This window comes from Flavobacterium sp. 25HG05S-40 (assembly GCF_052654735.1).
Genome location: NZ_CP199750.1, coordinates 1,452,351 through 1,479,302, shown reverse-complemented (window position 1 = coordinate 1,479,302; position 26,952 = coordinate 1,452,351). Strand labels below are relative to the sequence as shown.

At 35.7% G+C, this 26,952-nt stretch carries 34 protein-coding genes; 20 read left to right on the top strand and 14 right to left on the bottom strand.

Annotation, left to right across the window (positions count from 1 at the left end; translation table 11 throughout):
* The first annotated feature begins 44 nt into the window (after window positions 1-44).
* Window positions 45-395, top strand: coding sequence for a hypothetical protein (locus ACULEU_RS06325; RefSeq protein WP_445454602.1), 351 nt, complete (start codon window positions 45-47; stop codon window positions 393-395).
* 109 nt (window positions 396-504) lie between these two features.
* Here ACULEU_RS06325 and yaaA read toward each other — a convergent pair whose 3' ends face one another.
* Window positions 505-1,263 carry a peroxide stress protein YaaA gene (gene yaaA, locus ACULEU_RS06320; RefSeq protein WP_445454601.1) on the bottom strand — a complete coding sequence of 253 codons (759 nt, stop codon included), beginning with the start codon at window positions 1,261-1,263 and terminating at the stop codon, window positions 505-507.
* 175 nt (window positions 1,264-1,438) lie between these two features.
* On the opposite strand from yaaA, the gene ACULEU_RS06315 reads away from it, so the two are divergent.
* The 5 genes from ACULEU_RS06315 (at window position 1,439) to ACULEU_RS06295 (ending at window position 4,507) form a co-directional block, all read left to right on the top strand.
* Window positions 1,439-1,915, top strand: a complete 477-nt coding sequence (locus tag ACULEU_RS06315) for a hypothetical protein (RefSeq protein ID WP_445454600.1) — start codon at window positions 1,439-1,441, stop codon at window positions 1,913-1,915.
* 221 nt (window positions 1,916-2,136) lie between these two features.
* Window positions 2,137-3,093 carry a YitT family protein gene (locus ACULEU_RS06310; RefSeq protein WP_445454599.1) on the top strand — a complete coding sequence of 319 codons (957 nt, stop codon included), beginning with the start codon at window positions 2,137-2,139 and terminating at the stop codon, window positions 3,091-3,093.
* A gap of 2 nt (window positions 3,094-3,095) precedes the next feature.
* The gene (locus ACULEU_RS06305; protein ID WP_445454598.1) at window positions 3,096-3,548 is read left to right on the top strand and encodes an META domain-containing protein; all 453 of its coding nucleotides are present in this window, start codon (window positions 3,096-3,098) and stop codon (window positions 3,546-3,548) included.
* A 12-nt stretch (window positions 3,549-3,560) separates the two neighbouring features.
* Complete coding sequence (locus ACULEU_RS06300; RefSeq protein ID WP_445454597.1) at window positions 3,561-4,022, top strand: hypothetical protein; 462 nt, start codon at window positions 3,561-3,563, stop codon at window positions 4,020-4,022.
* A gap of 14 nt (window positions 4,023-4,036) precedes the next feature.
* Window positions 4,037-4,507 (top strand): nuclear transport factor 2 family protein, encoded by a 471-nt coding sequence (locus ACULEU_RS06295; protein WP_445454596.1) that lies wholly within the window; start codon window positions 4,037-4,039, stop codon window positions 4,505-4,507.
* Here ACULEU_RS06295 and ACULEU_RS06290 read toward each other — a convergent pair.
* Window positions 4,504-5,757 carry a TPR end-of-group domain-containing protein gene (locus tag ACULEU_RS06290; RefSeq protein ID WP_445454595.1) on the bottom strand — a complete coding sequence of 418 codons (1,254 nt, stop codon included), beginning with the start codon at window positions 5,755-5,757 and terminating at the stop codon, window positions 4,504-4,506. The genes ACULEU_RS06295 and ACULEU_RS06290 overlap by 4 nt on opposite strands.
* Before the next feature lie 100 nt (window positions 5,758-5,857).
* Between ACULEU_RS06290 and ACULEU_RS06285 the strand changes: the two genes are divergently transcribed.
* The 8 genes from ACULEU_RS06285 (at window position 5,858) to ACULEU_RS06250 (ending at window position 13,822) form a co-directional block, all read left to right on the top strand.
* Entirely contained in the window at window positions 5,858-6,565 is a 708-nt protein-coding gene (locus ACULEU_RS06285) for a hypothetical protein (protein WP_445454594.1), read from the top strand.
* A 231-nt stretch (window positions 6,566-6,796) separates the two neighbouring features.
* Entirely contained in the window at window positions 6,797-9,400 is a 2,604-nt protein-coding gene (clpB, locus tag ACULEU_RS06280; RefSeq protein ID WP_445454593.1) for an ATP-dependent chaperone ClpB, read from the top strand.
* Window positions 9,401-9,608: 208 nt separating this feature from the next.
* Window positions 9,609-10,091 (top strand): response regulator transcription factor, encoded by a 483-nt coding sequence (locus ACULEU_RS06275; protein WP_445454592.1) that lies wholly within the window; start codon window positions 9,609-9,611, stop codon window positions 10,089-10,091.
* Between the two features lie 81 nt (window positions 10,092-10,172).
* Window positions 10,173-10,703: a DUF4199 domain-containing protein gene (locus ACULEU_RS06270; protein ID WP_445454591.1), complete on the top strand. Its 531-nt coding sequence runs from the start codon at window positions 10,173-10,175 to the stop codon at window positions 10,701-10,703.
* A 97-nt stretch (window positions 10,704-10,800) separates the two neighbouring features.
* Window positions 10,801-11,325 carry a hypothetical protein gene (locus ACULEU_RS06265; RefSeq protein WP_445454590.1) on the top strand — a complete coding sequence of 175 codons (525 nt, stop codon included), beginning with the start codon at window positions 10,801-10,803 and terminating at the stop codon, window positions 11,323-11,325.
* 68 nt (window positions 11,326-11,393) lie between these two features.
* A complete protein-coding gene (locus tag ACULEU_RS06260; protein ID WP_445454589.1) occupies window positions 11,394-11,975 on the top strand; it encodes a superoxide dismutase family protein in 582 nt (193 codons plus the stop codon).
* Window positions 11,976-11,981: 6 nt separating this feature from the next.
* On the top strand, window positions 11,982-12,557 hold the full coding sequence (locus ACULEU_RS06255; RefSeq protein WP_445454588.1) for a YdeI/OmpD-associated family protein: 576 nt from the start codon (window positions 11,982-11,984) through the stop codon (window positions 12,555-12,557).
* 56 nt (window positions 12,558-12,613) lie between these two features.
* Window positions 12,614-13,822, top strand: a complete 1,209-nt coding sequence (locus ACULEU_RS06250; protein WP_445454587.1) for an LETM1-related biofilm-associated protein — start codon at window positions 12,614-12,616, stop codon at window positions 13,820-13,822.
* Window positions 13,823-13,863: 41 nt separating this feature from the next.
* Here the strand turns inward: ACULEU_RS06250 and can are convergent, their stop codons facing one another.
* The 4 genes from can to ACULEU_RS06230 form a co-directional block, all read right to left on the bottom strand.
* Window positions 13,864-14,505: a carbonate dehydratase gene (gene can, locus ACULEU_RS06245; protein ID WP_445454586.1), complete on the bottom strand. Its 642-nt coding sequence runs from the start codon at window positions 14,503-14,505 to the stop codon at window positions 13,864-13,866.
* 84 nt (window positions 14,506-14,589) lie between these two features.
* Window positions 14,590-15,273, bottom strand: coding sequence for a carbonic anhydrase family protein (locus tag ACULEU_RS06240; RefSeq protein ID WP_445454585.1), 684 nt, complete (start codon window positions 15,271-15,273; stop codon window positions 14,590-14,592).
* A 2-nt stretch (window positions 15,274-15,275) separates the two neighbouring features.
* On the bottom strand, window positions 15,276-16,919 hold the full coding sequence (locus ACULEU_RS06235) for a SulP family inorganic anion transporter (protein ID WP_445454584.1): 1,644 nt from the start codon (window positions 16,917-16,919) through the stop codon (window positions 15,276-15,278).
* Window positions 16,920-16,992: 73 nt separating this feature from the next.
* Window positions 16,993-17,277, bottom strand: a complete 285-nt coding sequence (locus ACULEU_RS06230; protein ID WP_445454583.1) for a hypothetical protein — start codon at window positions 17,275-17,277, stop codon at window positions 16,993-16,995.
* A gap of 115 nt (window positions 17,278-17,392) precedes the next feature.
* Here ACULEU_RS06230 and ACULEU_RS06225 point away from each other — a divergent pair, with 115 nt between their 5' ends.
* Window positions 17,393-18,337, top strand: a complete 945-nt coding sequence (locus ACULEU_RS06225; RefSeq protein WP_445454582.1) for a LysR substrate-binding domain-containing protein — start codon at window positions 17,393-17,395, stop codon at window positions 18,335-18,337.
* A 33-nt stretch (window positions 18,338-18,370) separates the two neighbouring features.
* Here the strand turns inward: ACULEU_RS06225 and ACULEU_RS06220 are convergent, their stop codons facing one another.
* The 6 genes from ACULEU_RS06220 to ACULEU_RS06195 all read right to left on the bottom strand — a co-directional run bounded on the left by ACULEU_RS06220 (window position 18,371) and on the right by ACULEU_RS06195 (window position 21,017).
* Window positions 18,371-18,565 carry a hypothetical protein gene (locus ACULEU_RS06220; protein WP_445454581.1) on the bottom strand — a complete coding sequence of 65 codons (195 nt, stop codon included), beginning with the start codon at window positions 18,563-18,565 and terminating at the stop codon, window positions 18,371-18,373.
* Between the two features lie 148 nt (window positions 18,566-18,713).
* Window positions 18,714-18,929, bottom strand: coding sequence for a hypothetical protein (locus ACULEU_RS06215; RefSeq protein ID WP_445454580.1), 216 nt, complete (start codon window positions 18,927-18,929; stop codon window positions 18,714-18,716).
* 109 nt (window positions 18,930-19,038) lie between these two features.
* Window positions 19,039-19,236: a hypothetical protein gene (locus tag ACULEU_RS06210; protein WP_445454579.1), complete on the bottom strand. Its 198-nt coding sequence runs from the start codon at window positions 19,234-19,236 to the stop codon at window positions 19,039-19,041.
* 123 nt (window positions 19,237-19,359) lie between these two features.
* Window positions 19,360-20,022, bottom strand: a complete 663-nt coding sequence (gene mnmD / locus ACULEU_RS06205; protein WP_445454834.1) for a tRNA (5-methylaminomethyl-2-thiouridine)(34)-methyltransferase MnmD — start codon at window positions 20,020-20,022, stop codon at window positions 19,360-19,362.
* A gap of 1 nt (window position 20,023) precedes the next feature.
* Window positions 20,024-20,494: a hypothetical protein gene (locus ACULEU_RS06200; RefSeq protein WP_445454578.1), complete on the bottom strand. Its 471-nt coding sequence runs from the start codon at window positions 20,492-20,494 to the stop codon at window positions 20,024-20,026.
* A gap of 31 nt (window positions 20,495-20,525) precedes the next feature.
* Complete coding sequence (locus ACULEU_RS06195; RefSeq protein ID WP_445454577.1) at window positions 20,526-21,017, bottom strand: DUF4920 domain-containing protein; 492 nt, start codon at window positions 21,015-21,017, stop codon at window positions 20,526-20,528.
* A gap of 284 nt (window positions 21,018-21,301) precedes the next feature.
* Here ACULEU_RS06195 and ACULEU_RS06190 point away from each other — a divergent pair, with 284 nt between their 5' ends.
* Window positions 21,302-22,366 (top strand): branched-chain amino acid aminotransferase, encoded by a 1,065-nt coding sequence (locus ACULEU_RS06190; RefSeq protein WP_445454576.1) that lies wholly within the window; start codon window positions 21,302-21,304, stop codon window positions 22,364-22,366.
* 89 nt (window positions 22,367-22,455) lie between these two features.
* On the opposite strand, the gene ACULEU_RS06185 is transcribed toward ACULEU_RS06190, so the two are convergent.
* Window positions 22,456-22,839, bottom strand: a complete 384-nt coding sequence (locus ACULEU_RS06185) for a hypothetical protein (protein WP_445454575.1) — start codon at window positions 22,837-22,839, stop codon at window positions 22,456-22,458.
* A gap of 77 nt (window positions 22,840-22,916) precedes the next feature.
* Between ACULEU_RS06185 and ACULEU_RS06180 the strand changes: the two genes are divergently transcribed.
* Window positions 22,917-23,102, top strand: a complete 186-nt coding sequence (locus tag ACULEU_RS06180) for a hypothetical protein (protein WP_445454574.1) — start codon at window positions 22,917-22,919, stop codon at window positions 23,100-23,102.
* Between the two features lie 3 nt (window positions 23,103-23,105).
* On the opposite strand, the gene ACULEU_RS06175 is transcribed toward ACULEU_RS06180, so the two are convergent.
* Complete coding sequence (locus ACULEU_RS06175) at window positions 23,106-24,713, bottom strand: class I SAM-dependent methyltransferase (RefSeq protein ID WP_445454573.1); 1,608 nt, start codon at window positions 24,711-24,713, stop codon at window positions 23,106-23,108.
* Between the two features lie 83 nt (window positions 24,714-24,796).
* Between ACULEU_RS06175 and ACULEU_RS06170 the strand changes: the two genes are divergently transcribed.
* Genes ACULEU_RS06170 through ACULEU_RS06160 form a run of 3 tightly spaced genes read left to right on the top strand, consistent with a single transcriptional unit; the run spans window position 24,797 to window position 26,949 of the window.
* Window positions 24,797-25,903, top strand: coding sequence for an SRPBCC family protein (locus tag ACULEU_RS06170; RefSeq protein ID WP_445454572.1), 1,107 nt, complete (start codon window positions 24,797-24,799; stop codon window positions 25,901-25,903).
* A gap of 58 nt (window positions 25,904-25,961) precedes the next feature.
* Window positions 25,962-26,504 (top strand): RNA polymerase sigma factor, encoded by a 543-nt coding sequence (locus ACULEU_RS06165; protein WP_445454571.1) that lies wholly within the window; start codon window positions 25,962-25,964, stop codon window positions 26,502-26,504.
* 31 nt (window positions 26,505-26,535) lie between these two features.
* The gene (locus tag ACULEU_RS06160; RefSeq protein WP_445454570.1) at window positions 26,536-26,949 is read left to right on the top strand and encodes a hypothetical protein; all 414 of its coding nucleotides are present in this window, start codon (window positions 26,536-26,538) and stop codon (window positions 26,947-26,949) included.
* Window positions 26,950-26,952 lie beyond the last annotated feature (3 nt).

The following is a 26,952-nucleotide window of genomic DNA, read 5'->3' as shown; positions in this document are numbered from 1 at the left end:
ATTTGATTAAGAGCTGTTCAATCATCAAACTAAAATCAAAAGCTATGGGACTTTTTGGTAATAAACGAAATAAAATCATTGCTGACTTGCACAAAAAAAGCGAAGACCACTGCAAAGAAATCACAAAAGAAATTGAGGATTTACTTGATGATTTAAAAACGGATTATGATGAGAATCAAGAAGTTGTTAATGAATTTTCCTCATTGGTGGATGACTTAAAGGCAAAGTTAAGTCCGGAAGACGCCAAAAAACTAATTGATTTTTCGTCAAGACTAAACAGAGTAAAGCGCTGTGCAAAAAAAGGTGTTGAAGCCATGCGCGAATTAGCAAGAGACCAACGAAAGCTAACTAGTGAAACCCGAATGGAATACGAAGAATACATATACTTGAAATAATAAAAAGCTCCCAATGGGAGCTTTTTATTATTAATATATTTGATATTATAGCTATTTAGGTTTTATATTATTCTAGAATACATGATTGAATTCAAAGAAATTCAAATTCCTAACGGGTAAAAACCAAAGTAGTACCTTTACTTAAATTAGCATCAAAACCATAGCCTTCGTAATTAAATCCTTTTAAATCCTCAATGGTTTCAGCATTGGTATCCAAAATATAACGCACCATCATGCCTCTAGCCTTTTTGGCAAAAAAACTAATCATTTTCAATTTTCCGTCTTTATAATCCTTGAACTCTGGAGTTATAACAGGAACTTTTAAAGCTTTTGCATCCACAGCGCTGAAATATTCATTGCTCGCCAGATTAATAAACAATTCGCCTTTTTCTAATTCGCTGTTCAAAGCTTTGGTAATAGTACTTTTCCAAAACTCATACAAATTTTTATTTTTTCCAACGGGCAAGGATGTTCCCATTTCTAAACGGTACGCTTGCATTAAATCTAAAGGTTTCAATAAACCATACAATCCGGATAAAATTCGAAGTTTATCTTGTAAGTCGCCTAATTTATCACCAGGTAACGTAAAAGCATCTAGGCCTATATAAACATCACCATCGAAGGTGAAAATTGCCTGCCTTGCATTTTCTTGGGTAAATGGCGTTTGCCAATCCTGATTGCGTTGCCAGTTTAATTCGGCCAACTTTTCGGAAATATCCATAAGTTCTGCTAATGTTTTGGGCTTTTTCTTTTTTAAAGTTCGCTGAATTGTAGCGGCTTGTTTTAAAAATAGCGGTTCTGAAAAGATAGCTGTTGGCAATTCCCTTTCAAAATTCAATGATTTAGCTGGAGATATAACGATTTTCATGATGGTATATTTGATTTTCAAAAATACGAATTCAAGTGGGAAATTAAATACGCTCCATCGAATAGTTTTGATGGTTATTTAAGGATGAAATACTTTCTGAAATGTTAATGTTATAGTATAAAAATGTCTAAAACCGTAAATTGCAATACCTATTTTCTAATTAAACACAACTACTATGCGAAAAATAATCTTCCTTTTATGCTTAAGCATGTTACTTTCGTGTAAAAGCAAAAAAAACAATACTTCTTCAAAAGAAAAAACGGCGGAAAAATCAAGTAATTTGGTAAAGCCCGAAGATGTTGAAGCTATAAAAAAAGACAGAGCCTATGATCTTGGCAAACGGTTATTGGAGTCTTGCAACACTTCTCGATTCAAAGCGTTTAGCACTAGTGAAGCTACAGATAAAGTGAGACAAAATGCTACAAATGAGAAGATTTCAACCATTTGTAAAAAAATAAACCAACGCAACGGAAGATTCTTAGGCATCCGACTTATCGACATCACTCAGAACAAAAAAACCGACGAACTCATTTTTCGTTATGCAATCGATTACGAGAAAAAATTATTCAAAAGAGAACTAAGTGTGACCGTGAATACAGATAATAAAGTATCTGCCATTGCCACGAAAGAAATTACCCCTAAACCCCTATAATATTTTATAGTTGAGTTGATAACTATCACTAAATCTTCCGTGTTTTAAAACTCTTTTTAGAAAATACTTTATTGGCTTAAAATTTGGTAAGCGATGCCGATTGTGCTATATTTATGACCAACCGCTTTAAGTTAAATTTAAAGACTTAATAGAATCCTATCACGCTTTAAGTAGATTGATTTAAATAAGGAAAGCATACAAAACAAAATGAAGCAAAAACTATGAACTCAATTTGGAAACGACTCATCATAAGAACTACATTACCTGAAAGAAAGCATTACACCGACTACGCTTTGGCCAAAGGTTACGTCGAATTTATGATAATGACCCGACGGCATATCAAAGATTTTATTCTGATAACTCTGGGTATTTTATCCGCAACTTTTGGGTTTAAAGGCTTTCTGCTAACCAACCATTTTATTGATGGTGGTGCTACTGGAATTTCGTTATTAGTTTCTGCTTTAACCAAAATTCCACTCTCGGTTTTAATTGTTAGTGTCAATGCACCCTTTGTAATTTTAGGATATCACATTATGGGAAGAGCATTTGCTATTAAAACCAGTTTAGCTATAACAGGTTTGGCAATCTGTTTGGCGACGGTAACGGTGCCTGATATTACCAGTGATAATCTTTTGGTTGCAGTTTTTGGCGGTTTCTTTTTGGGTGCCGGAATTGGACTCTCGGTTCGTGGTGGCGCCGTCATTGACGGGACAGAAGTTTTGGCGATTTATCTAAGTCGAAAATTTGGAACTACTATTGGTGATATTATTATTATGATCAATGTCATGATTTTTTCGGCTGCAGCTTATTTCCTCGGAATTGAAGTAGCGCTGTATTCGATGATAACCTATTTAGCTGCTTCTAAGACCTTAGATTTTATAGTAGAAGGGATTGATGAGTATATTGGTGTCACCATAATTTCATCGCGTAGCGAAAAAATGCGTGAAATGATTATAGAAAAAATGGGAAGAGGCGTAACTGTTTACAGCGGTAAAAGCGGTTATGGCAAACGCGGAGAAACCAAAGAAACTGACATTATTTACACGGTAATTACCCGATTAGAACTTAATAAACTGAACACTGAAATAGAAAAAATTGAACCCACAGCTTTTGTAGTTATGAACAGTGTCAAAGACACCAAAGGCGGCATGATTAAAAAAAGACCCTTAAAACACTAATTATGAAAAAATGTATTTTTTTATCGATAATTCTAGTCTCCATTCTCACATCAGGATGTTGCAGTAACAAAATGAATGAAGCAAAAACCAATACCGCCAATCCTTCACTATACGACATCACATGGGAACTAGAATACATTTCTGGCCCACGAATAGGTTTCAACGGACTATATCCAGAGCAAAAGCCTACCATCACATTTACCGCTGCTGATAATCAGTTTGGTGGTAATAACAGTTGTAATGTTTACAGTGGAAAATATACTATAAAAGATGCTTCTATTACATTTGGCGACGCTATGAAAACCATGCGCTTTTGTGAAGGTGGTGGAGAGGAAACGTTTATGAAAATACTGGGCAAAGTGACTAAATTTTCCTTTGATAACGAGGGAAAACTACTGTTGCTAACCGACGCTATTCCGATGATGCGTTTTAAAAAAAGTAATAAGGTTCAATAACTTCTCATAATCATGAAATCTCAAATCTTACTTTCGCTAGCTTTTATAATTCTATTGACCGGTTGCAAAAAAGAAACCCCAAAAACCATGGTGCCAGATACTAAAAATGCAGTACCACCGCCCGCTCCTAAAAGAGAATGCTACATATTTAATTCCGATGGAACCACTATCAAATTACAAATGTTATATGATAATCCAACTACAGTGAGCGGAACATTATATTATGCATTGGCTGAAAAAGACACTAACAACGGCCGCTTTGTGGGTCAAATTAAAAACAATATTCTGATTGCGGAGTATACTTTTCAATCTGAAGGAACAGAAAGCAAACGTCAAATAGCTTTTCAATTCAAAGACAACCAACTCATTGAAGGTTATGGAGAAATGAATGAAGACGGAACCCGATTTAAAGATGTAACCAAGTTAAAGTTTGAGGAAACAATGCCTTTAAAAAGTACGGATTGTCCTAAATAATTAAAAGACTAATTATGATCAAAAACAAATCAATACTCAATTACCTACTCTTATTTTTCACAATGGCAAGTCTGGCTCAGGAAAAAAAAGCAGCACCAACCACAGCCGAATTATTTACTGAAATTGAGCAAATGGACAAGCTAGTTTTTGATGCATTTAACAACAGAAATATGCCGGTTTTTAAAGCATTATTTACAGAAGACTTAGAATGGTTTCAGGATAATGGCGGACTATTATCGTATGAAACCGTGTTCAAAAACTTTGAAATCATGTTTCAAAAAGAGTATACACTTACTCGTAGTTTAGTTAAAGGAAGTCTTGAAGTACATCCTGTAAAAGATTATGGCGCCATTGAAATAGGTGTTCATCAGTTTCATCATATTGAAAACGGATTGGAAGAAATCGGAACTTTTAAATTCTTAATGATTTGGAAAAAGAAAGAAGGTCAGTGGAAAATCTCGAGGGTTATCAGCTATGACCATTAATGCAACTTACAAGTAAAGAGCATAGGATTACTTACCTTATTCAAATCTAAGTTCCCTTTTTCATCATAAGCATTCCATGGCGAATTGGCGAAAAAGTAAAGCTGCTCTCCTACTACTGTAGCCAATGCAGGTTCATTAAATTCCAGTCGGTTATTGTCCAAAACTTTAAAGCCAACTATTTCGGTTTGCCATTCATTCAACTGAAACTGAAGAATGCGTATCGGTTTAACGCCATTCTGAATCATTATCAAAGTGTTGTTATAAAATACTAGTCCATCAATCCCTTTTGGAGAAGTTTCTTCAGGAAAAGCAAGTGTCGTTTTGGATTTTGTTAGAAGATCAATAACTGTTATTCCTTTCAAATAATCGGCAACAAAGAGTTTGCTTTGCGTATCATTGAAGGCTAAACCCTGAAGATTATAACCGTCCTTTTCAAACGAAACAAATTCTGTAATAACATCCTTTTCTATTCTATAAATAATGGGTTTAGCGCTATCTGAAATGTAAACCGTTCCGTTCTTAGCGACAAGTAAATCACCAAAAACATGTGTACCCGCAACGGTAAACCGCTTTACAATTCGTTTGGTTTTAGTATCTATTTTGAGTATTTCAGATTTTCCATTTAAGGCTTTATCATATCCTTCCATCTCCGGAAAGGCAGCTGTAGCTACCCAGAGAAATTGTTCTTTAACATCCGTTTTTAGTGTCATTATGGATAACATGTTATTATCTTTCAGCCAATCGGTACATTGACCGGTTTTGTTATCAAAAGCAACTATTTTTCGTTTTCTAACACTAGAGGCTAGCCAGATTTTTGAAATAGGTAAATAGACCAAACCTTCAGGATGCAGATCTTTTTCAGATAGTGTAACCAAGGGTTTCGAAGTGGCTACAACCTTGCTTTGAGCCGATTTTAAAGTCAATAAAGATCGAAATCCTTCATCCTGCTTGAGGGTAGCAAAATCAGCGTCGTTTTCAAAATCGGTAGCATTATTCATTAGAACCAAAGTTCTTAAGGCCACTAAAGCTTCCTCCCAATTTTGATTTAAGGCATTGGCAGAAGCCAGATTATAAGTATACGTTGGATGAAAAGGCCGAAGACTGTCTAGCGTTGTCGTAAGCTTTAGAAAACTTTTAAAATCCTTGCTTTCATAGGCTTTAATGCTCATATCATATAGTTCTCGTTGCGTTTGAGCATACGATGTACTAATTCCTAAAAAAAATAGGAGTAGCAGTTGGCAAACTTTCATAAAGTTAATTTTTGATAAATGTAAATAGGACTACTTATTCACTAGATAATTACACATCTGGAAAAATATTTATTATTTTTACTAAAATTACTCAAATTCAATGAAACAAATCGTACTACTGCTTCTTTTTATATCTCAGAGTTTTTATGCACAAACTATCGAGATTCTAGAAAAGGGAGATACGCTTCAAAAAGCCAAATACCAACAATTCATCTATTTGGCTGACAGTACCAATAGTACTTCGGCTACACTTGTAGCTAAGATAAAATTGCGCGGAAGCCTCAAGAACACCTCAAATTTGTATTACTACATCAAAAACAAAGCGCAGAGTTGGGGCGCTAATGGCTTTAAATTTGAAAGTTTTACTAAAACAGATGCTGAAAACGGAGAATTAATTTTATCCACTTTTTTCTGTGAAGACAGTCTTCTTGATGCCAATTTTGAAAATATGCCCAAAGATAAAATCTTCATATTTGGTAACGATGACTTGACTGAAAATAAAATACAAGGCTATAAAGTAAACGGCCAAAAACTCGAAATCAGTAGCGGAAAATTTAAAGTTATTTCCATCGGTGAAAATGATGAAATTAAAATCACCAAAGGTGGTTTTACAGGGATGACGGTTTGGCTTAAACGAAAAGAATATGGCTTCAGTTCGTATCTAAGTTTTTCAGGTTTAGGACTGAATAATGCTAGTTACGCTCCTGGATATAATGGTGTTGGTGTTAGTTTTAATACCGGAAAAATAAACCAAATAGAACCCAATCTTGCTTTAGTATTGCTAAAGGTGTTTCAGGAACAACCTTGAAAATTTTAAAATAAATGGGATATGAACGATAAGGAACTCCTAAAGCAGCATTGGCTGCTTTTTTTATGTCTAATACTTTCTAAATGTCTTATTTCAAGTCATTTTGTCGTTTATTTTAGATAAAAATGTGATAATAAAAGACATTTTGTCTGCAATGCTAGATTGGAATACATATTGACGATTAGTAAATATCTTCAAAAGGATAACTAACAAATAAAACAAACAACAAACATGAATATAAATCAATTAACCATTAAATCGCAAGAGGCTCTCCAACAAGCGCAGCTCATTGCACAAAGTTTTGGTCAGCAACAAATAGAAAACGAGCATATTTTAAAAGGAATACTCGAAGTTGACGAAAACGTGACGCCTTTCATTTTGAAAAAACTCAATGTGAATGTCGACTTATTTAAAAAGATACTTGACAGCACTATTCAAAGCTTTCCAAAAGTTTCGGGAAGTGATGTGATGTTTTCTCGAGATGCGAATACCATGCTCAACGAAGCCAGCATCATCGCTAAGAAAATGAACGATGAATATGTTTCTATTGAACATTTATTGTTGGCCATTTTCAAATCCAAAAGTAAAGTTGCACAAATCCTAAAAGATCAAGGCGTAACCGAAAAAGGGTTATTAGCAGCTATGGAGGAAATCCGAAAAGGCGAACGGGTAACTTCTGCCTCAGCCGAAGAAACCTATAACTCTCTAAATAAATACGCCAAAAATCTCAACGAATTAGCCCGTCAGGGAAAACTGGATCCAGTAATCGGGCGCGATGAAGAGATTCGACGTGTACTCCAAATTTTAACGCGTCGTACCAAAAACAATCCGATGCTAGTTGGGGAACCCGGCGTAGGTAAAACTGCCATTGCAGAAGGTCTAGCACACCGAATCGTAGACGGAGATGTTCCCGAAAACCTAAAAGATAAAGTGATTTATTCGTTGGATATGGGTTCGCTGATTGCCGGAGCCAAATACAAAGGGGAATTTGAAGAACGTTTGAAAGCCGTTGTCAAAGAAGTAACATCTTCCGAAGGAGATATTGTATTGTTCATTGATGAAATCCACACCCTTGTCGGTGCCGGTGGTGGCGAAGGTGCCATGGATGCAGCGAATATTTTAAAACCTGCTTTAGCTCGAGGGGAACTGCGCGCCATTGGGGCAACTACATTAGACGAATATCAAAAATACTTCGAAAAAGACAAAGCCTTAGAGCGTCGTTTTCAAAAGATTATCATCGATGAACCGGATACCGAAAGCGCGATTTCTATCCTTCGAGGTATCAAAGAAAAATACGAAACGCATCATAAAGTGCAAATCAAAGACGACGCTATTATTGCGGCCGTTGAACTTTCTCAACGCTATATTACGAATCGATTTCTTCCGGACAAAGCCATCGACTTAATTGACGAAGCGGCTTCTAAACTCCGAATGGAAATCAATTCCAAACCCGAAGAACTAGACGTTTTGGACCGAAGAATCATGCAGCTCGAAATCGAATTGGAAGCCATCAAACGCGAGAATGATGAAAGCAAGATGAAAGTATTGCGCATGGATTTGGCCAATCTGAAAGAAGAACGCAACGAAATCTTTACCAAATGGAAATCGGAGAAAGACGTTGTCGATAACATTCAAACCGTAAAACAAGAAATAGAAGATTTCAAATACGAAGCAGAACGCGCAGAACGCGATGGCGATTACGGAAAAGTAGCCGAAATCCGTTACGGTAAAATCAAAGAAGCTCAGGAACGATTAGATCAATTCCAAAAGGATTTATTGGACAAACAAGACGGAACTTCCTTAATCAAAGAAGAAGTAACCCGAGAAGACATTGCCGAAGTAGTTGCTAAATGGACCGGAGTTCCAGTAATGAAAATGCTTCAGGGTGAACGCGAAAAACTACTGAAACTTGAAGATGAATTACACCACCGTGTAGTAGGTCAGGAAGAAGCCATAGAAGCTATCAGCGATGCTGTCCGCAGAAGTCGCGCCGGTTTACAGGATATGAAAAAACCAATTGGAACCTTCCTATTCTTAGGAACTACCGGAGTCGGTAAAACCGAATTGGCCAAAGCTTTAGCCGAATATTTATTCGACGATGAAAACGCCATGACCCGAATTGATATGAGTGAATATCAGGAACGTCATAGCGTAAGCCGTTTGGTTGGAGCACCTCCGGGATACGTCGGTTACGATGAAGGTGGACAATTGACCGAAGCCGTGCGCAGAAAACCGTATTCTGTGATTTTGTTAGACGAAATTGAAAAAGCACATCCCGACACCTTCAATATCCTATTGCAGGTTCTCGATGAAGGCCGATTGACTGATAACAAAGGTCGTTTAGCCGATTTCAAAAACACGATAATCATTATGACGTCCAATATGGGAAGTGCCATCATACAAGAGAAATTCGAAAATCTGAAAGATGGCATCGAAGCAGCAACAGAAGCCGCCAAAATAGAAGTCTTAGGCTTGCTGAAGCAAACGGTCCGACCGGAGTTCATCAACCGTATTGACGAAATCGTAATGTTTACACCTTTAACCAGCGAAAACATAAAAGAAATTGTTGATCTCCAACTAAAAAGCGTTGTCAAAATGCTGGCCAAACAAAACATCACGCTAGATGCAACTCCCGAAGCCATTGATTATTTAGCGCAGAAAGGTTACGATCCACAATTCGGCGCCCGACCGGTGAAAAGAGTCATTCAAAGAGAAGTGTTAAACCAGCTTTCAAAAGAAATTTTAGCTGGAAAAATTACCACCGACAGCATCATTCTCTTGGATAGTTTCGACGGCCAATTGGTTTTCAGAAACCAAAGTGAGTTAGTTTCATAAATAGTTTTTGGTATTTAGATTGGTAATTCCCCGATGGTTCCAAACTGTCGGGGTTTTATTTTTTAGGAGCACAGCATCCGATGAAATCAGGACAAATCCTCCCGCTATCCGCGCTACACGGTAGCTCGCTACTATCGGGGCTAGAAATGGCGTGTTTTTTCTTGCTTCTTGCCTCTTGTTTCTTGTTTCAATTTTCTATTTTTGATACATGCTTCAAAAACTAAAACGTCATAAAGAACTTCTCGGATACGCCCTAATGATGGCCGTACTAATGCTGTTATTGCGATGGTTGGAATTTCGTTTTTTGATTCTGGAGCATCAGTTTGAAATCTATGTCGGACTGATAGCAGTGTTATTTCTGCTCTTTGGCATCTGGCTGGCCAATAAAATTACCAAGCCCAAAGAAAAAACCATCATTGTCGAAAAAGAAATCCGAATTGTTGCCAATGATGATTTTGTGCTCAACGAAGCCGAATTGGATTTTCGTAAAATAAGCAAACGCGAACTGGAAGTGTTGACCTTAATGGCCGAAGGACTCAGCAATAATGAAATAGCCGAAAGATTATTTGTTTCCCTAAATACCGTCAAAACCCACAGCGCCAAATTATTTGAAAAACTCGAAGTCAAGCGACGGACACAGGCCATAGAAACTGCCAAAAAGTTACGCCTGCTTCCTCCTACTTTAGGATGATTTATCAAAAATCACCCAAAAGGATGACTTGTTTTTACTAAGCTATACCAATATTTGCTGTCTAATCTAAAACAAATCAATATGAAAAAAATTGTAATTACCTACGGTCTAATCGCCGGAGTCATAGTTACCGCATTTATGGCCTATGGCATTTACTCCTTAAACAAAAACCCAGACTACGAGGGCAGCATGATTTTAGGGTATACCGGAATGTTGGTTGCCTTTTCCTTCGTGTTCTTAGGAGTCAAAAATTACCGCGACAAGCAAAATCAAGGCATTATAACCTTTGGAAAAGCCTTAAAAATTGGCGCTCTGATTTCACTGATTGCCTCCACCATTTATGTTGGAGTATGGCTTCTGGAATATTACTTCTTGTATCCTGATTTCATGGAAAAATACAGTGCCTCTGCTATCAAAAAACTCAACAACGCTACCCTGACTGCGGCAGAAATTAAAGCCAAAACAGACGAAATTATTATGATGAGAGAAATGTATAAAAACCCGGTTTGGGTAATTGTCTTTACTTATGCTGAAATACTAATTCCTATCGGAGTACTAGTGCCGTTTATCAGTGCGGCGATTTTAAAAAGAAAAGCAATCGCCACCAACTAAGAAAAAGAATACTTATTAAAAGCTCAATTCATATAAAGGTTTGGGCTTTTTTTTATTCAGACAAATTCCTATTTTAGTAGCTTAAATATATGCAACTATGAAATTATTGGGAATTGGCTCGAGAATCAACCACGCTGAGTACGGCAAAGGGGTTGTAACAAATGTATCTTCTAAAGATTATTGGGTAACTTTTATTGATGGCGGATTAGAAACCATCGCTATTGACAGTGAATTTGAAGTAATCGAAGCCGCAGAAAACGAAGTGGATACTGTGAGTTTTTTTGATGTAGAAAAAAGTTTGTTATCCATCCTCAAAAAATGGAACGGTTTGGGCGAACCTGTTGCCATTGGCGACAAATGGAAAGGTGGTAACATGAAATTGGAACCAGGACAAGCAGGTTTGGCGCACAAAGATGTACCTATTGATGTGTTCTTTCACAAGGTTGTAATGCTTCGCGATCGTTTAAGAGTAATGGAACAAAAAATCAACGCCAGCAATCTGGAAGAAATCGAAAAAGTAGAATTACAACAATACATTACACGTATTTACGGTAGTTTAACCACGTTCAATGTGCTGTTCAAATCGCAAACCGATTACTTTGTAGGCGAAAAAACGAAATAAACTTTAACTTTATTTAAGACATTTCGGCTTTTAAATTGACTAATTTTATAAAAATAAAAAAATACGTCATGAAAACACCTACGCTTCAATCTCGACTTCTAACTTTTTTTAGCGGCAATAATAGAATTTATCTGGGGATTTTTATTCTTGGAGTACTGATATTCAGTTGTAAAAGTTCCAATTCCAATGCAACTTCAGATGCCAAAAAGGTTAAAATAAATCTCGAAGCCAAAAGCGGCAGCAAAGTAGAAGGTACTGCGGATTTTACAGAAAAAAAAGGAATTGTATACTTAGAAGCCAAGCTAACGGGTTTAACACCCGGAGTTCACGCTATTCACATACACGAAAAAGCGGATTGTTCTGCTGCAGATGCTGCTTCAGCTGGCGGACATTGGAATCCAACCTTCAAAAAACACGGAAAATGGGGCGATGCTGAACATCATAAAGGGGATATTGGTAATTTCACAACCGATATTGACGGAAATGCCAACATCCTTTTCAACACTGACGAATGGTGTATTGGCTGTGGTGATGCTACTAAAGATATCTTAGGAAAAGGATTAATCGTTCATGATAAACCAGACGATTTTGTTACGCAACCAACGGGTAATGCTGGAGCAAGAGTTGCCTGCTCAGCGATAATTCAATAAAATCTTTTGGAAGAAAAAGAACTTTTATACTTCAAAAATGCTCAGGAATGGCGGGAATGGTTACACGACAATCATCACTCGTCAAAAGGAGTTCATTTGGTTTTTTACAAAGTAAGTAGTGATAAAGAAAGTATGCGTTGGGAACACGCTGTTCAGGTTGCGATATGTTATGGCTGGATTGATTCGACCGTAAAAAAACTTGACGACGAACGCAGACGCCAAATGTTTACACCACGAAAAGATAAAAGTGTGTGGAGCAAACTCAACAAAACCTATATTGAACAATTGATTGCCGATAATCTGATGCACGAAAGTGGATTGAGGAAAATTGAAATTGCCAAGCAAAATGGTTCTTGGGAATCATTGGATGCTGTTGAAAGTTTGCAAATGCCCCAAGATTTAGAAATTGCTTTCTCCCAAAACAAAATCGCTTTAGACAATTATAATGGCTTTAGTCCGTCTTACCGAAAAAACTATCTGTATTGGCTCAATCAGGCCAAAAGAGAAGAAACCCGAAAATCCCGCATTACCGAAATCGTATCTCTTTGTGAACAAAACATCAAATCGAGAGGGACATTTTAAAATTGATTTTTTCACACGCAAAAAAGATTTAGTTTTGTAGCGCAAATGAATCCCAAATGATAAACCCTTCAGCTCCAGGTTGGATAGACAAGTTTTTTGATGAACAGAAAACTTCTGAAAAGTTAACAGTGCTTTCTGAAGAAGAATTCTATCTGAGAACCCGGGCAACAGGATTCATCTTCGGACATATCATCGGCTTTGATACTCACAAACCCATTTCGATAACAGGACAACTTCCGGAAGAAATTTCTAAAATAGGAATGCTGCATACACTGTATCAAATGTATTGTCTTACGCAAAAGGAAGAAAACCATTTCATTACAGAAGCCGTTGCGTTCTACAATTTATTAACTCCAAAAGGATTTAATCCTTTACAGAAGATGCTTCCAAGCAGTTCGGAATCGAGTAAACTGGAGAAAATAATTCATGACAGAGTACAAACTAATGAAGATTTATTTAGCAAAAGTTTTTCTCATGTAATCACAAATGCCCTACTCTTTGTAGATGTCTTAGCGTTTAAAAAGTACTTGGAAAATGGGTCACTTCCTGAGAAATATTTTAACAGAATAGAAGATCTTGTCATCAGTATTGTTTCGCTTTCACTGAAGTCCAAAACCGGTGTTTCCATTCATGATGATTTACTTCAAAAGCTTTTTGAATCGTCTGTTCGCTACACTAAAATCTCAGATAAAGGAATTAAAACAATTGAGGATTTGGATTTGAGTTATTTGAGTAATGATTTAGAAAAATTTTATGTAATTGATTTGGCTGGAATCAGTTTGTGGAGTGATGCCAAAGTAGAAAATGAAGAACGCTACTTTCTTTTTAAATTAGGAGAAAAATTAGCAGTATCAGAGACATTTATCATCAATAGCATTCATTTTATAAACAACTTCATTGTAACCCATAAAAATGAAATTCCCTATTTCAACAATTCCAATCCGGTAAAGAATTTTTACGACCATACTACTGAGAGCGTTCAGGTGTTGATAACCCGAAACAAAAAAAGATTGGTAAAAGAAGTATCACAAAGCAAAGAATTGATGCAGCTTTTGGCAAAATCTACTCACAAGGAATTGGATAAGGATGAAAAGAAAAAAATCAAGTCACAACTGCTCGACATCTGTAAAACAATACCATCACTGACTATCTTTTTATTGCCAGGAGGAAGTTTGTTACTGCCATTATTGATAAAATTTATTCCACAAATGTTACCCTCATCTTTTAACGAGAATGAAGAACGAGATCAGAATCCAAATAAGTAGAGGAAAGAATAAGAAAAATTAATAAAAGATTGTACTCTGAATTAATTAGTGAATTTTAGTCGATACACATCATCCAAATTGTCATTAGAAGTCATGTTTACGCCCAAATCGGTCACATAGCCCGAATTCAATCCATAAGCCCAACCATGTAGCGTCAATTCCTGCCCTATTTTCCATGCATTTTGCACGATAGATGTTTTAGCTAAGTCAAAAACTTGTTCCTGCACGTTAATTTCTACAAACTTATTGAATCGTTCATCTTCGTTAGTAATACTGTTTAAGTAAGCATCGTGCAATCGGTAAATATCTTTTATGTGCCTAATCCAATTGTCAATCAATCCAATAGACTGATTATTCATGGCTGCTTTAACGCCACCACATCCATAATGTCCACAAACAATAATGTGTTTTACTTTTAAAACATTTACAGCATAATCCAAAACGCTCAACATATTCATGTCGCTGTGAATAACCATGTTGGCGATATTTCTATGTACAAAGACTTCCCCTGGTTTGGCGCCGATAATTTCATTTGCTGGTACACGACTATCGGAACATCCTATCCACAAAAGCGGTGGATTTTGTCCTTTAGAAAGGTCTTTAAAATAATCGGCATCAAGGGCAAGCTGCGTCTCGACCCATTTTTTGTTGTTATCCAGTATTTTTTTATAAAAATCTTCCATGTGTAAAATTTAATCAAATATAGCAAATAAAAAACACCAGCAACAAGGATTGCTACTGATGTTTGTTGGGGTTGGTCAAGATAATTAATGTCTCAGTTCTTCTACTGAGAAACCTGGATTTATGTCATCTTTAATGTATTGACTATCTTCATAAAATATTACTTCACCTGTTTCTATATTATGCATAGCTCCAACAATACCGATTTCACCATTTTCTATCATTTGTTCCAGAATAAAACTGCGTTCGATGATGTTTTTAACATTACGTTTTACATTGATTTCTGCAACGTTTTCTACGAATACCGAATTGGAAGCCGTACGGTTATCCTTTGTTTCTTTCTCTTGATAAACTGCAGGTTGTATTTTAGATAATAGTTCCGTAAGATTACCCATTTCAACATGATCACAAGCCCCTTTAACGGCACCACATTTGGAGTGGCCTAATACTACAATCAGTTTGGAACCGGCCACCTTGCAAGCAAACTCCATACTCCCCAATATGTCAGTATTGACAATGTTCCCGGCTATACGCACCGAAAAGATATCGCCTAAACCCTGATCAAAAATAAGCTCAGCCGAAGTACGGCTATCGATGCAACTCAAAACAGTGGCAAAAGGCCATTGCCCATCACGAGTATCATTTACTTGCTCTAATAAATCTCTATGAGCCTGCAGGTTACTCACAAAACGATTGTTACCTGCTTTTAATATTTCTAAGGCCTTTCTTGGTGTTATAGAAGCCTGTAATTCTTTATTTAATGTTTTCATTTTTATTCTTTATTATTATTTACCTCTACCATTTTACGTTTCATAGCGTCGTATTTTTGTTCTACAGTAACTGTATTTTTAAATCCGTCGCTATTTTCAAGCTCATAAGCTTTTTTGAAGCCTTTTAATTTTACTTTAATATTTTCGTCGATAGCTCTAGTGGATTTAAATTCTCGAATTAAATCGAGGATATCATGGGCAATATATACTGTATCTTGTGCGTTGATAACAACTTTTGAATTTTCTGGAATTTCACTTAAAGTCGACTTAATGGCAGCTTTATTCAAAAAGGAAACTTCCTGAGCCAAATCGATATGGATTACATCACCATCCTCATATTCTTCTTTTCTGAAATTGTAGGCACGTTTCAAATTACCTTTTAAAACAAAAATGATACTGATGATGATTCCTAGAGCTACACCTTTGAGCAAATCTGTGAATACCACACCTACTAGGGTAGCAACAAAGGGAATAAATTGATATTTTCCTTTTTCCCAAAAATGGAACAAAATCTTAGGATTAGCCAATTTATAACCAATTAACAACAATATGGCTGCTAAAGTGGCTAATGGGATTTTATTCAAGATTGTTGGTATTGCCAAAACACTGACTAATAACAATACTCCATGGATAATAGCTGACATCTTCGATTTAGCTCCGGCATTATTATTAGCCGAGGTCCTTACTACAACAGAGGTCATTGGCAAACCACCTAATAATGAACTGATGATGTTTCCCACCCCTTGTGCTTTAAGCTCAACATTTGTATTGGTGTATCTTTTTTGTATATCCATTCTGTCTGCTGCTTCAATACAAAGAAGTGTTTCAATAGAGGCTACTATAGCAATTGTAGCGCCTGCAATCCAAACTTTAGAATTAGTAACAGCAGTAAAATCAGGAGCCACAAAAATGTTAGTTAATTCTGCGAACGATTTAGGCACTGGCAATCCTACCAAATGCTCACTTCCGATAGCGAGAAAACTTCCGGATTGAATAAATAATTCGTTTAAAAGAATTCCCACTATAACAGCTATAAGTGCCGCTGGAACCAATTTTAATTCTTTTAGAAATTTAACTTTAGTCCAAGCAATCAGAATGGCAAGGGATACAAGGGTAACGATAACAGCACCGGGCTGTACATGATTTAGCATTTCAAAAATTTCAGAAAATGTGTTTTCACCATCAGGCTGAAAAAAACTAAAATCTCCCTCATGATCTGGGTCATATCCAAAAGCGTGTGGAATCTGTTTCAAGAAAATAATTACTCCTATTCCAGCTAACATTCCTTCAATTACATTAGTTGGAAAATAATTAGATATACTTCCTGCTTTTACGAAGCCCAAAATCAATTGAATAGCTCCAGCAATCAATCCAGCTAATAAGAACGCATTAAAACTTCCTACATCGGTAATAGCGGTCAAAACGATCGCGGTCAAACCAGCAGCCGGACCGGAAACACTAATATGTGATTGACTTAAATAACCGACTACGAGTCCTCCCACAACTCCAGAGATAATTCCGGCAAATAATGGCGCTCCGGAAGCCAAAGCAATCCCTAAACATAAAGGAAGTGCTACTAAGAAAACCACTAAACCTGAAGCAAAATCGGACTTTAGGTTAGCAAAAAGATTGATTTTTTTTGTCATATTCTGAAAAAATTTAATACAAAAGTTTAATGTCCGCAAGTATTGCAAACATTCTAAAAGAGACGAAAATGTATTAAATTAGTTCCGGTGGAGGTGAAAATATTTCTGAGGAAACGTTATCGTGACGAGATAAATTCTCTGAAATAATAGTAGCTTTTATGATTTTAAGTTCTAAAAAAGGGTAGTCAAAGTTTTGTTTAACTTCAGCTTTCACCTCTTTCAGTTCTTTATGAATTTCTTCTTCAGCAAAACTGTAAAAAAAAGACGTGTCTACATTTTTCTGAATCAACGTAACTACGGTAGGCGTTGAGAGAAAAGCTACGAATAGAATTAATAATAGACTTGTACAAAATTTCATTTAACAAATGTAGCCAATCACAAGATGTTAAAAAAGGCATTATACTTTTTTTAACACATAATTTCTATAAGTTAAATTTATAGTTTTCGTATTTTTGCATCAAAATTTATTATAAATGACTATTACTCAGCTAAAATACGTACTCGCAGTTGCTGAACATAAGAATTTCACTCTTGCAGCCGAAAAATGTTTTGTAACCCAACCAACATTAAGCATGCAAATTCAAAAGATTGAAGAAGAATTGGGAATTCAAATATTTGACAGAACCAAAAAACCTATTCAACTCACTGAAATTGGACAGAAAATTGTGAATCAATCCAAAAATATTGTCAACGAAGCCGATAGGATTCAGGATATTGTGGATCAACAAAAAGGCTTTATTGGCGGCGAATTTCGATTAGGGATTATTCCAACGATTATGCCGACATTGCTGCCGATGTTTCTAAATAATTTCATTAAAAAATACCCAAAGGTTAAACTGATTATTGAAGAGTTGAATACTGATGAAATTATAACCCGACTTAATAATGGACATTTAGATGCGGCCATTGCTGCAACACCTTTACAAGAGGAAAAAATTAAAGAAGTTGTTTTATATTTTGAGCCATTTGTGGCTTACATTCCAGAAGGGCATGGGAATTTTCAAAAAAAGGAAATAGAAGTAAGTGATTTGAATTTAGATGAAATTTTGTTGCTTCAAGACGGGCATTGTTTCAGAGACGGTATTTTAAATTTATGCAAAAATGTTGCAGCTAATGAAAAAAGTCATTTTCAAATTGAGAGTGGTAGCTTTGAAACGCTGATTAAATTAGCTGATGAGGGTTTGGGAACAACTTTACTCCCTTTTTTACATACATTAGATTTAAAAGAAAAGGACCAATTAAAACTTCGTCATTTTAAGGAGCCAAAGCCAGCTCGTGAAGTAAGTCTTATATTTCCTAAAAATGAATTAAAAATCCATATTATTGATGCTTTACGTGCTACAATTGCTGGAGTTGTTAAAGGCGCTATAGTTTTTCAAAATGTTCAGATTATTAGTCCATTGCAACCAAAAAAATAAGGAGTCTTGCACAAAACTCCTTATTCCTTTCTGCTAACTAACTACAGATAAACATTGTTTTAATTCGGGATGCTCACTCGTAAAGAATTGCAACCATTTTTTTAATTGTTCGACTTCATAAGGCAAAAGGTTTCTAACGGCCTTTTTTAATTCTTTTGCAAAAAGAATTGGATCGAAGCTCACTCTTTCGAGTACAGACTTAGTGTAATCGTAAATCATTCTAGGCATAGTAATTAAGATTTGGGGTTATCTTATTGTAAGAACGTTTAGTAAAAGTATACTAAAAAACTATAGCCACCAAACTTTTTTAATAAAAATAATCGTTAAAACACTTTTTTAATCGATAAAATACATCTTTTACTGTTTTTTTAAAGATTTAACTTACTAATATTTTCTTGTCCAACACTTCATACAACCATTTTTGCATTTCTGGTTTATCAGCTGTGTAAAAAAACAACCAATTAATAAGATTATCTCTTTCGTAAGGTGTTAATACTTTGGATGCTTTGACCACTTCTTTTACAAAAAGCTCTTTAGTCTTACATACCTTAACAATAGACGATTTTGTGTAATCATAAAGCATTTGTCCCATAAAATAAAGTTTTAGATTGTACGTTAATATATACGTAACAACTAACTTTAAAGTTTCCCTAATTTGTAAGACAAAAAAAAAGGAACCATTTAAGTTCCTTTTAGTTTTATTAATTTTTAATAAGTAGTAAACTGTGCTGCAGTTCCGGCTTTTCTTCAATAAATTTAGAAAGCCATGATGCTAATTCTTCTATTTCGTATGGCAATAAAACTTTGCAAGCTTTTTCAAGCTCTTTGCAAAATAAACTCACATCAAAACTCACTCTTTTCAATACTGACTTGGTGTAGTCTAACATCGATTTAGACATAATGCGTAATTTAAGGTTGGTTAAGAATAAATAAGAACATTTTTGTTTTATCAAAGTTAAAAATATTTGAACTCCGATTCGTAATTGATTAGTTAAAAATAACTACACAAAAAGTTAATTTTTTTAAACAGCTTTCATGGCGCGCAACATTTCTCTTTTACCAGGTGCACCAGGCATTTTTTTTACAGAAAACCCTGCGGATAGCATGGCATTTTTTATCGAAGTTCTACACGCATAAGTGACCAAAACACCATTTGGCTTCAAAGCTTTATACATTTTTATGAAAATTTCCTCAGACCAAAGTTCGGGTTGCACTCTAAAACCAAAGGCATCAAAATAAATTAAATCAAAAGCGTTATCATCATTAATATCCTGAAAAAACTGGATACGTTTGGTTAAGGTAAAGTGTTCTGAAACCTGTTGTTTTACTTCCCAAGGTGACTCGTGCATTGTTCTATAAAATTCACTTCGCATCTCGTCAATTTCCTTTGGATAATTCATTTGCATAGCTTCATCAATAGAAACAGGGTACGCTTCTACTCCAACATAATCAATGCGCTTATTTACTTTTAGTGATTCTAAAAAAGTGATGAAACAGTTTAATCCAGTTCCAAAACCAATCTCCAAAATACTAATGGGCTTTCCTTCGAAAAGTGAAAACCCATTCTTTATAAATACGTGATATGCTTCCTGAATAGCACCGTGTTTTGAATGATAACTTTCATTCCATTCCGGTAAATGAATGGTTGTAGAACCATCATTGGTTTGAATAATTTCGCGTTTCAAATTATTCTTTAATGTATAATTTCTTAATTCTTGGAATGGGTCCACCACATTTTTGTTGGTGACAACTCAAACAGGCATCTACGCCGTCATTAAAGTGTTTGACCGCATTTTTGGGATCACTATAAATCAATTTTTGTGCTGCAATATACTCACTAGCCATTTCCTTAAAAAAAGAATCATTGTCGCTTTCATCGGTGAATTGGGCAGAATGTATTTTCAAAAAATGCTCTGGAAATTCTCCAATGGCTTCCCCTTTTTTGATACGTTCTTTCAAACGTTGGTTGTCAACATACATCTGTTCCATCAAAGCCGCCATTTCTGACATTTGATACATCTCCAATTTCTTTCCTTTTTCAGTAGTGCAATTTTCCTCTTTTTTTTTCTCTTCCTTTTTTTGACAGGAAACGAACAGAAGCGAACTGGTAATAAAAAGTAAAGCCAATACAATAACCGATGTGTTATTTTTTTTCATTAAGCTGAAGTTATTTCAGAGAATAGATTTCTTATTTTTTGATGTAGACACCATCAGCCAAGAACGCATACGTTGTTTCAGGCTTTGTAATTTTTGCTATTTCTTCAGCAGATTTTCCGGCATCTTTAGCATAATGTCTTAAATCTTCAACAGACTCAACATCAACAAAAGCTTTTCCGTACACGATAGCATCAGTATTATCAGCATTTAATGGCACAAAGAATCCATAATCTTTAAATTTGACAAAAGAATTGTCGTCTCCTTTCAGCTCCATTTTCATCCAACAGCCTTTCTTTTTGCAAACTGTCTTGATAGTAGATTCAAACTGAACCACCAAAGTATCGCCTTTTTTAAGTTTTTTATACTTCTTCATCATTTCAGCTTTATTATATACTCGGCTTACCTTGAATTTCTCTCCAAAAGATGCGTAGTCATTTGCGTTAAAAGCCTTTGCTTTTGTCTGCGCCATTAGTGATGTTCCAATAAATAACAACAGTACCAGAATAGTAGTAATTTTTTTCATAAGTGTGATTTTAATGAGTTGCGAATATAGTTAGTTTGGCAAAACTTAGAAATAAATAAATGATTAAATTAAGTAATTATTAAGAATACTGGCAATAAATCCAAGTAAAAAATACTGATTCTAAAAAAGTTTTCAATTTCTTAAACCGAAGCGAAATACTACTATTTTTTTATTTAGTTTTACAAAAAACTAACATCACAACTCAAAATATCAGAAAACAAAACATAAATAGTTAATTGTCAATCACTTAAATTATTTTCTGTATCACACCTAATACACACATTATGTTAAAAACCACTTCCGAAATCGATATAGTTAGAGCTAAAACTTCTAAAATTAGTGAAGTCGATTTTGAAAATTTAGCCTTTGGAAATGTTTTTACAGACCACATGTTGGTTTGTGATTTCAAAGAAGGTGCTTGGCAAAAACCAATTGTAAAACCTTACGAACCCTTCATGATAGATCCTTCTGCAAAAGTGTTTCACTACGGGCAGGCTATTTTTGAAGGCATGAAAGCCTATCGCGATGAAAATGATGCAATTTGGTTGTTCCGACCAGATCAGAATCTCGATCGATTTAACAAATCAGCTGTAAGAATGGCTATGCCTGAAATCACTGAAGATATTTTTATTGGTGGTCTCAAAACTATAGTCGATTTGGATCGTGACTGGGTTAAAAAAGGACTTGGTAACACGTTATACATTAGACCATTCATGATTGCCATTGGTTCGGGTGTTATTGCACAACCGTCAACACAATACCGTTTTATGATTATCCTTTCTCCTGCCCGATCTTATTATTCAGGTGAAGTAAAAGTGATTATTGCGGAACATTACAGCAGAGCTGCCAATGGCGGTATTGGTGCTGCTAAAGCTGCCGGAAATTATTCATCACAATTTTATCCACAGAAATTAGCTCAGGAAAAAGGGTTTCAACAAATAATTTGGACTGATGACGCAACGCACACCAAACTGGAAGAAGCCGGAACGATGAATGTATTTTTCAGAATCAATGATACTTTGTGTACCGCGCCTACAAGTGAAAGAATATTGGATGGTGTTACCAGAAAAAGTTTAATCGAATTGGCCAAACGCGAAGGCATCCATGTGGAAGAACGCACTGTTTTGGTTGAAGAGTTGGTACAAGGTGCTAAAGATGGCAGTTTAAAGGAAATTTTTGGTGCAGGAACAGCAGCTGTTGTCAGCCCGATTGTAGGGTTTCAATACCAAGAGCATTATTTCGAATTGCCTAAAATAGAGAACTCATTTGCATTGCAGTTAAAAGATACACTTACCAAAATCCAATATAAACTGGCAGAAGATACTTTCGGCTGGACCGTAAAGATTTAATCGACTAAATTAGTATCAGAATAGTATTTAAAAACTCCAGCGAAAACTGGAGTTTTTTTGTTTAAGTATTTTTGATGACAGCATCCTTATTACCTTAATATCTCTTCAAAACTTGGCTTGAAATAATTGGGTCCTTTCATGACTTTGCCGTCTTCTCGGTAAATAGGGAGCCCATTTTCGTCAAGTTTGCTCATATTGCTTCGCTGAATTTCATCAAATACGGCTTCAATTTTGTGCTGTAATCCATGTTCCAGAATCGTACCGCATAAAATATAAAGCATATCACCCAGCGCATCAGCAATTTCCACTAAGTCATTATTTTGAACCGCTTCAAGATATTCTTCGTTTTCCTCTTTCATCAGATTAAAGCGCAACGTATTTTTTTGTTCGCCCAAACAGGCCTTCATTTCATGACTCACACCAAGTCCAAAAGCCGTGTGAAATTCTTTTACAGCGTTGAGTTGTTTTTGCATTTTTAGTAAAATTTATTGTTACTGCAAATTACAACTTTAGGATACATTTGAGTAAATTTGTTGAAAATTTGAAATAAATGTTCACAACTGGTCAATGGGTCTTTGCAGCACTTTTTTTTATTGCTTTTGTTATTGCTGCCTATTTTGCTTATGCTAAAGATAAAGTGCTTCACCAAAGAGTATATAAAGGAAGCTATAAAATTCTGATAGGTTTTTTGATTTTTGTAGTGCTGTTATTTGTCATTAAGATTGTAAGGAAGTAGTAATTACTTGCCTTTAAAAAGATTCACACTTACGGTGGCGGTATCAGCATTTGGAAACTTTGTAAATACCCTATCGTCTGAGAACAAACCTACTTCAGCTGCAATTTTGTGCAACACCTCAATCTCCACAATATATTGATCTGAAAAACCATGAGTGGCATCATAAGCTGTTGCTGCTGTTCTTCCAATGTTTGCCGCTGTCAATTCGGGTGCTATGGTGTGAAGTTCTATGAGCAGCAAGCCAAATTTCTCAACAAAGGGCGACCATTTTTTAAGATGCTCCAATAAATTATCTTCTACTTCGTTGTTTGATATTCTTTTTCCTCTGTGAGCAAAAGCGCCAGTAGAAGCACTTATGCGATTTGGCGTCTTTATGGTCGGTGTTTCCCAAATACGGTTATGGTCTAGAAAAGTTCGAACGTTAAGCAGTTCTTTTAAATCGATACTATAATCTTCCTGAAGGGTTTCTGCCAGTAATTTTGGTCTTCCAATATCGCCCCATATTACCTTGGCCCAAATATCGGCTTTAATCAAATTAGCTCGGGTAACTTTTAGTGCAGCTTCGTTATAATCGACACCAACTAAAAATAAAGGATGTTCATCGAGCATTTTACCTCGCGATGTCTGACGTTCAATTACGTCAAAAATATGTTCCAAAAAGGCTCCGTTCCCACAACCCATATCCAAAATACCAATAGGTTGTTCTGCAATAGGTCGGCTGAACAATTCGATGATAATTTGGTCGACAATTTTAAAATATTCCGCATGAGCGCCACCACTTCCCCATACGTTCATTTCGCGGTCTACGTGTTGTTCCTCTTCGTGTTCGCCTACATTCCGAAGTACTGAAGCGTTGCCAAAAAGAAGTTCATCCATTTTTCGCAGCGTCGGAATATACGACACTGTAACTCCGTATGCCGCTGCTCTTTTGGCATAAAACAAACCGGTTTCTGTAAATTGATAGTGATCATTCTTTTTAGTAAACCAATCCAGATGCGTTAAAAAATCGAGGATTTCTTTAAAACATTCCGGTTTCTTGTGAAACTCCTCCGGTCGGAAAGAGGTTTCCATAAAATATTTGTGAAACATTCCGGTCATGCCCAGCATAACAATAGTTGGTCCGGCCAAAACGCCTTCGATATGAAATAAAACCTGTTGCTGAACAGCACGCACTGTTTTATCATCAGAAAACTGGATGCCGAAATTGGATTTGTATTTTGAAAATAAAATATTCAACATTTCGAAGGGTTCCACTTCAAACTTTCTGGGATGAAAATGCGCTGTAAATTGAAGCAATTCGAAAGCCTCTTTGTATAGCGGCACTAGCGAAAAAGCCACTTCACTTTGATCTGTTACCGAAAAATAAATCTCATCACTTAGATTGTTACTGGTTTGAGTTAGCCAACCTTGTGATGCCAAAACGCGTAGCGCTACATTTAGATAACCTTCGTTGGCATTGAACTTTGTGGTAAGCGCTACCAAACTTGCCTTTTGCTGTTGCATAATATATTCTAATATGCCTTTTTTATACAAGGAGTAGGCAACCGGAACTGTAACAATTCCGTCCAAATGTCTGAATAAAATGCCGCGAAGTTCACTTTTTGTTCTCATCGATTTAAATTTGAATACTAACAAATATAATCAAAATTGCTACCATTAAATTCATAACTTTGTTTCACTTAAAAATGGCGCGCATGAGAATTTTAAAATACATCTTCTTACTCATTTTATTGGCATTTGTTGGAATCACGGTATATGTGGCAACACAAAAAGGAACTTTTGAAGTAAGTAAAAGTAGTATCATAAAAACACCTCGAAGTACGGTTTTCGATTATGTTAATGATTATAAAAACTGGGAAACCTTTGGTTCCTGGATGCAAAAAGATACCGATTTAAAATTTAGTTACGCCGCAAAAACAATCGGTTACGGAGCGAAATCAATATGGAATAATGGTTCCGAGGAAGGCGAAATAAAAACAGTTTTTGTTAAAGAGAATGACAGCATAGCCCAAAAAGGCAGCTTTAATGGAACCACCGCAACTCTTTCCTGGAGCTTTAAAGATACCCTTGGAGGCACGAAAGTCACAGTACATAGCAAAGGAAAAATGACTCTTATGACCAAGGTAACTACTTTTTTCAAAGGTGGAATTAGTTCTATTTTGGGTGACGTTTATGAAAAAAGTCTGCGCAACCTTGACAAAACCTTACATTATGAAATGAAAACCTACGCCATCAAGATAAATGGAATTGTACAGCGACCATCAGGTTTTTGCTTAAAACAAACTGTCTCCTGCCCTATCAAAAGTGTGCCTAAAAACACTAAAATAATTATGGGGCGGATGCTTCATTTTTTTAAAAAGAATAAAATTGCCATGGTCGGCAAACCGTTTGTTAGTTATGACAAATATGATGTCGCTAATAATTTTGCTACTATTTCTGTCTGCATTCCGGTAGGTCAATTAATTGCAATTACCTCCGGAAGCGATGTTGCTTCGGGAGAAATTATGCCATTTACCTGTTTGAAAACTACGTTAACGGGAGATTATTCTCATAGTAAGGAAGCGTGGGCAAAAGCACAAAAATATATTACAGACAACGGTTTAAAACAAAACTTAGCAGGAAGTTATACCGAAGTATACGTCAAAACTATAGACGATGTTAAGCAACCTTCAAAATGGGTAACCGAAATTTACATTCCCGTTTTTCCGAAAGCAATTTCATTACCAAAAACCGCGGTAGCACCTACTAGCACTGCAGCTGAAGTTACACCAACAAGCGCAACACCGATAGAAACACCCTAATTTATCCTGTTGATTAAACCTTTTCCGTTATCTTTATTCTAACAGTTAAATTTTTACTTTGCAGGAAGAAAAGGATTTCATTCAGGAATTATTACATCCGAAAACGCAAAATATTGCGTTTCAAAAACTCTTGCGTGACTATCAGCGTCCGTTGTACAATCATATCCGACATATTGTTTTAAATCATGATGATACGGATGATGTATTACAAAATACCTTTATCAAGGTTTTCAGGCATCTAAAAGATTTTAAAGGAGACAGTAAATTATTTTCATGGATGTATCGCATTGCAACAAATGAAGCTATAACTTTTATCAACCAAAAAGCGAAAAGAAATAGTACTACCAGTGAAGCGTTGCAAAGCAAAATTGTAGACAATCTGAAAGCTGACACCTATTTTGACGGTAATGAAATTCAGCTAAAACTACAAAAAGCCATTGCACTATTGCCTGAAAAACAGCAATTGGTTTTTAAAATGAAGTATTACGAAGAAATTAAATACGAAGATATGTCGGAGATTTTAGGGACTTCAGTGGGTGCTTTGAAAGCTTCTTACCATCATGCCGTCAAGAAAATTGAAGATTATATGAAAACGAATTAAACCATTTAACCTTATTTTTGTCAAAAGAAACATGAAAGATTTTAAACTAGATAATGAAGCCAAAATAAGCTCAGGATTTACGACTCCGAGTGACTATTTTGATTCTTTTCCCGAAAAAGTTTTAGCACAAATATCACAAGAAGAACCCAAAGTCATCTCCATTTTTCGTTCCCGAAGAAATTGGTATTTTGCGGCTGCGGCGGTTGTTACCCTAACGCTTTCCATTCCAGTGTATAATTTTTACCGATTACAGTCGCAGGAAATTGACGCTGCTACTTTAGAAAATTACATTGCCTATAATTCAACGATATCACAAGAACAAATCATTGATTTATTAGAACAGGAAGATTTGGATAAAATAAAACTGGAACTCAACATAGATGATGCTGCTATTGAAGACGCATTACAATCAAACACCAATTTAGAAGACTATTTAATCGATTAATAT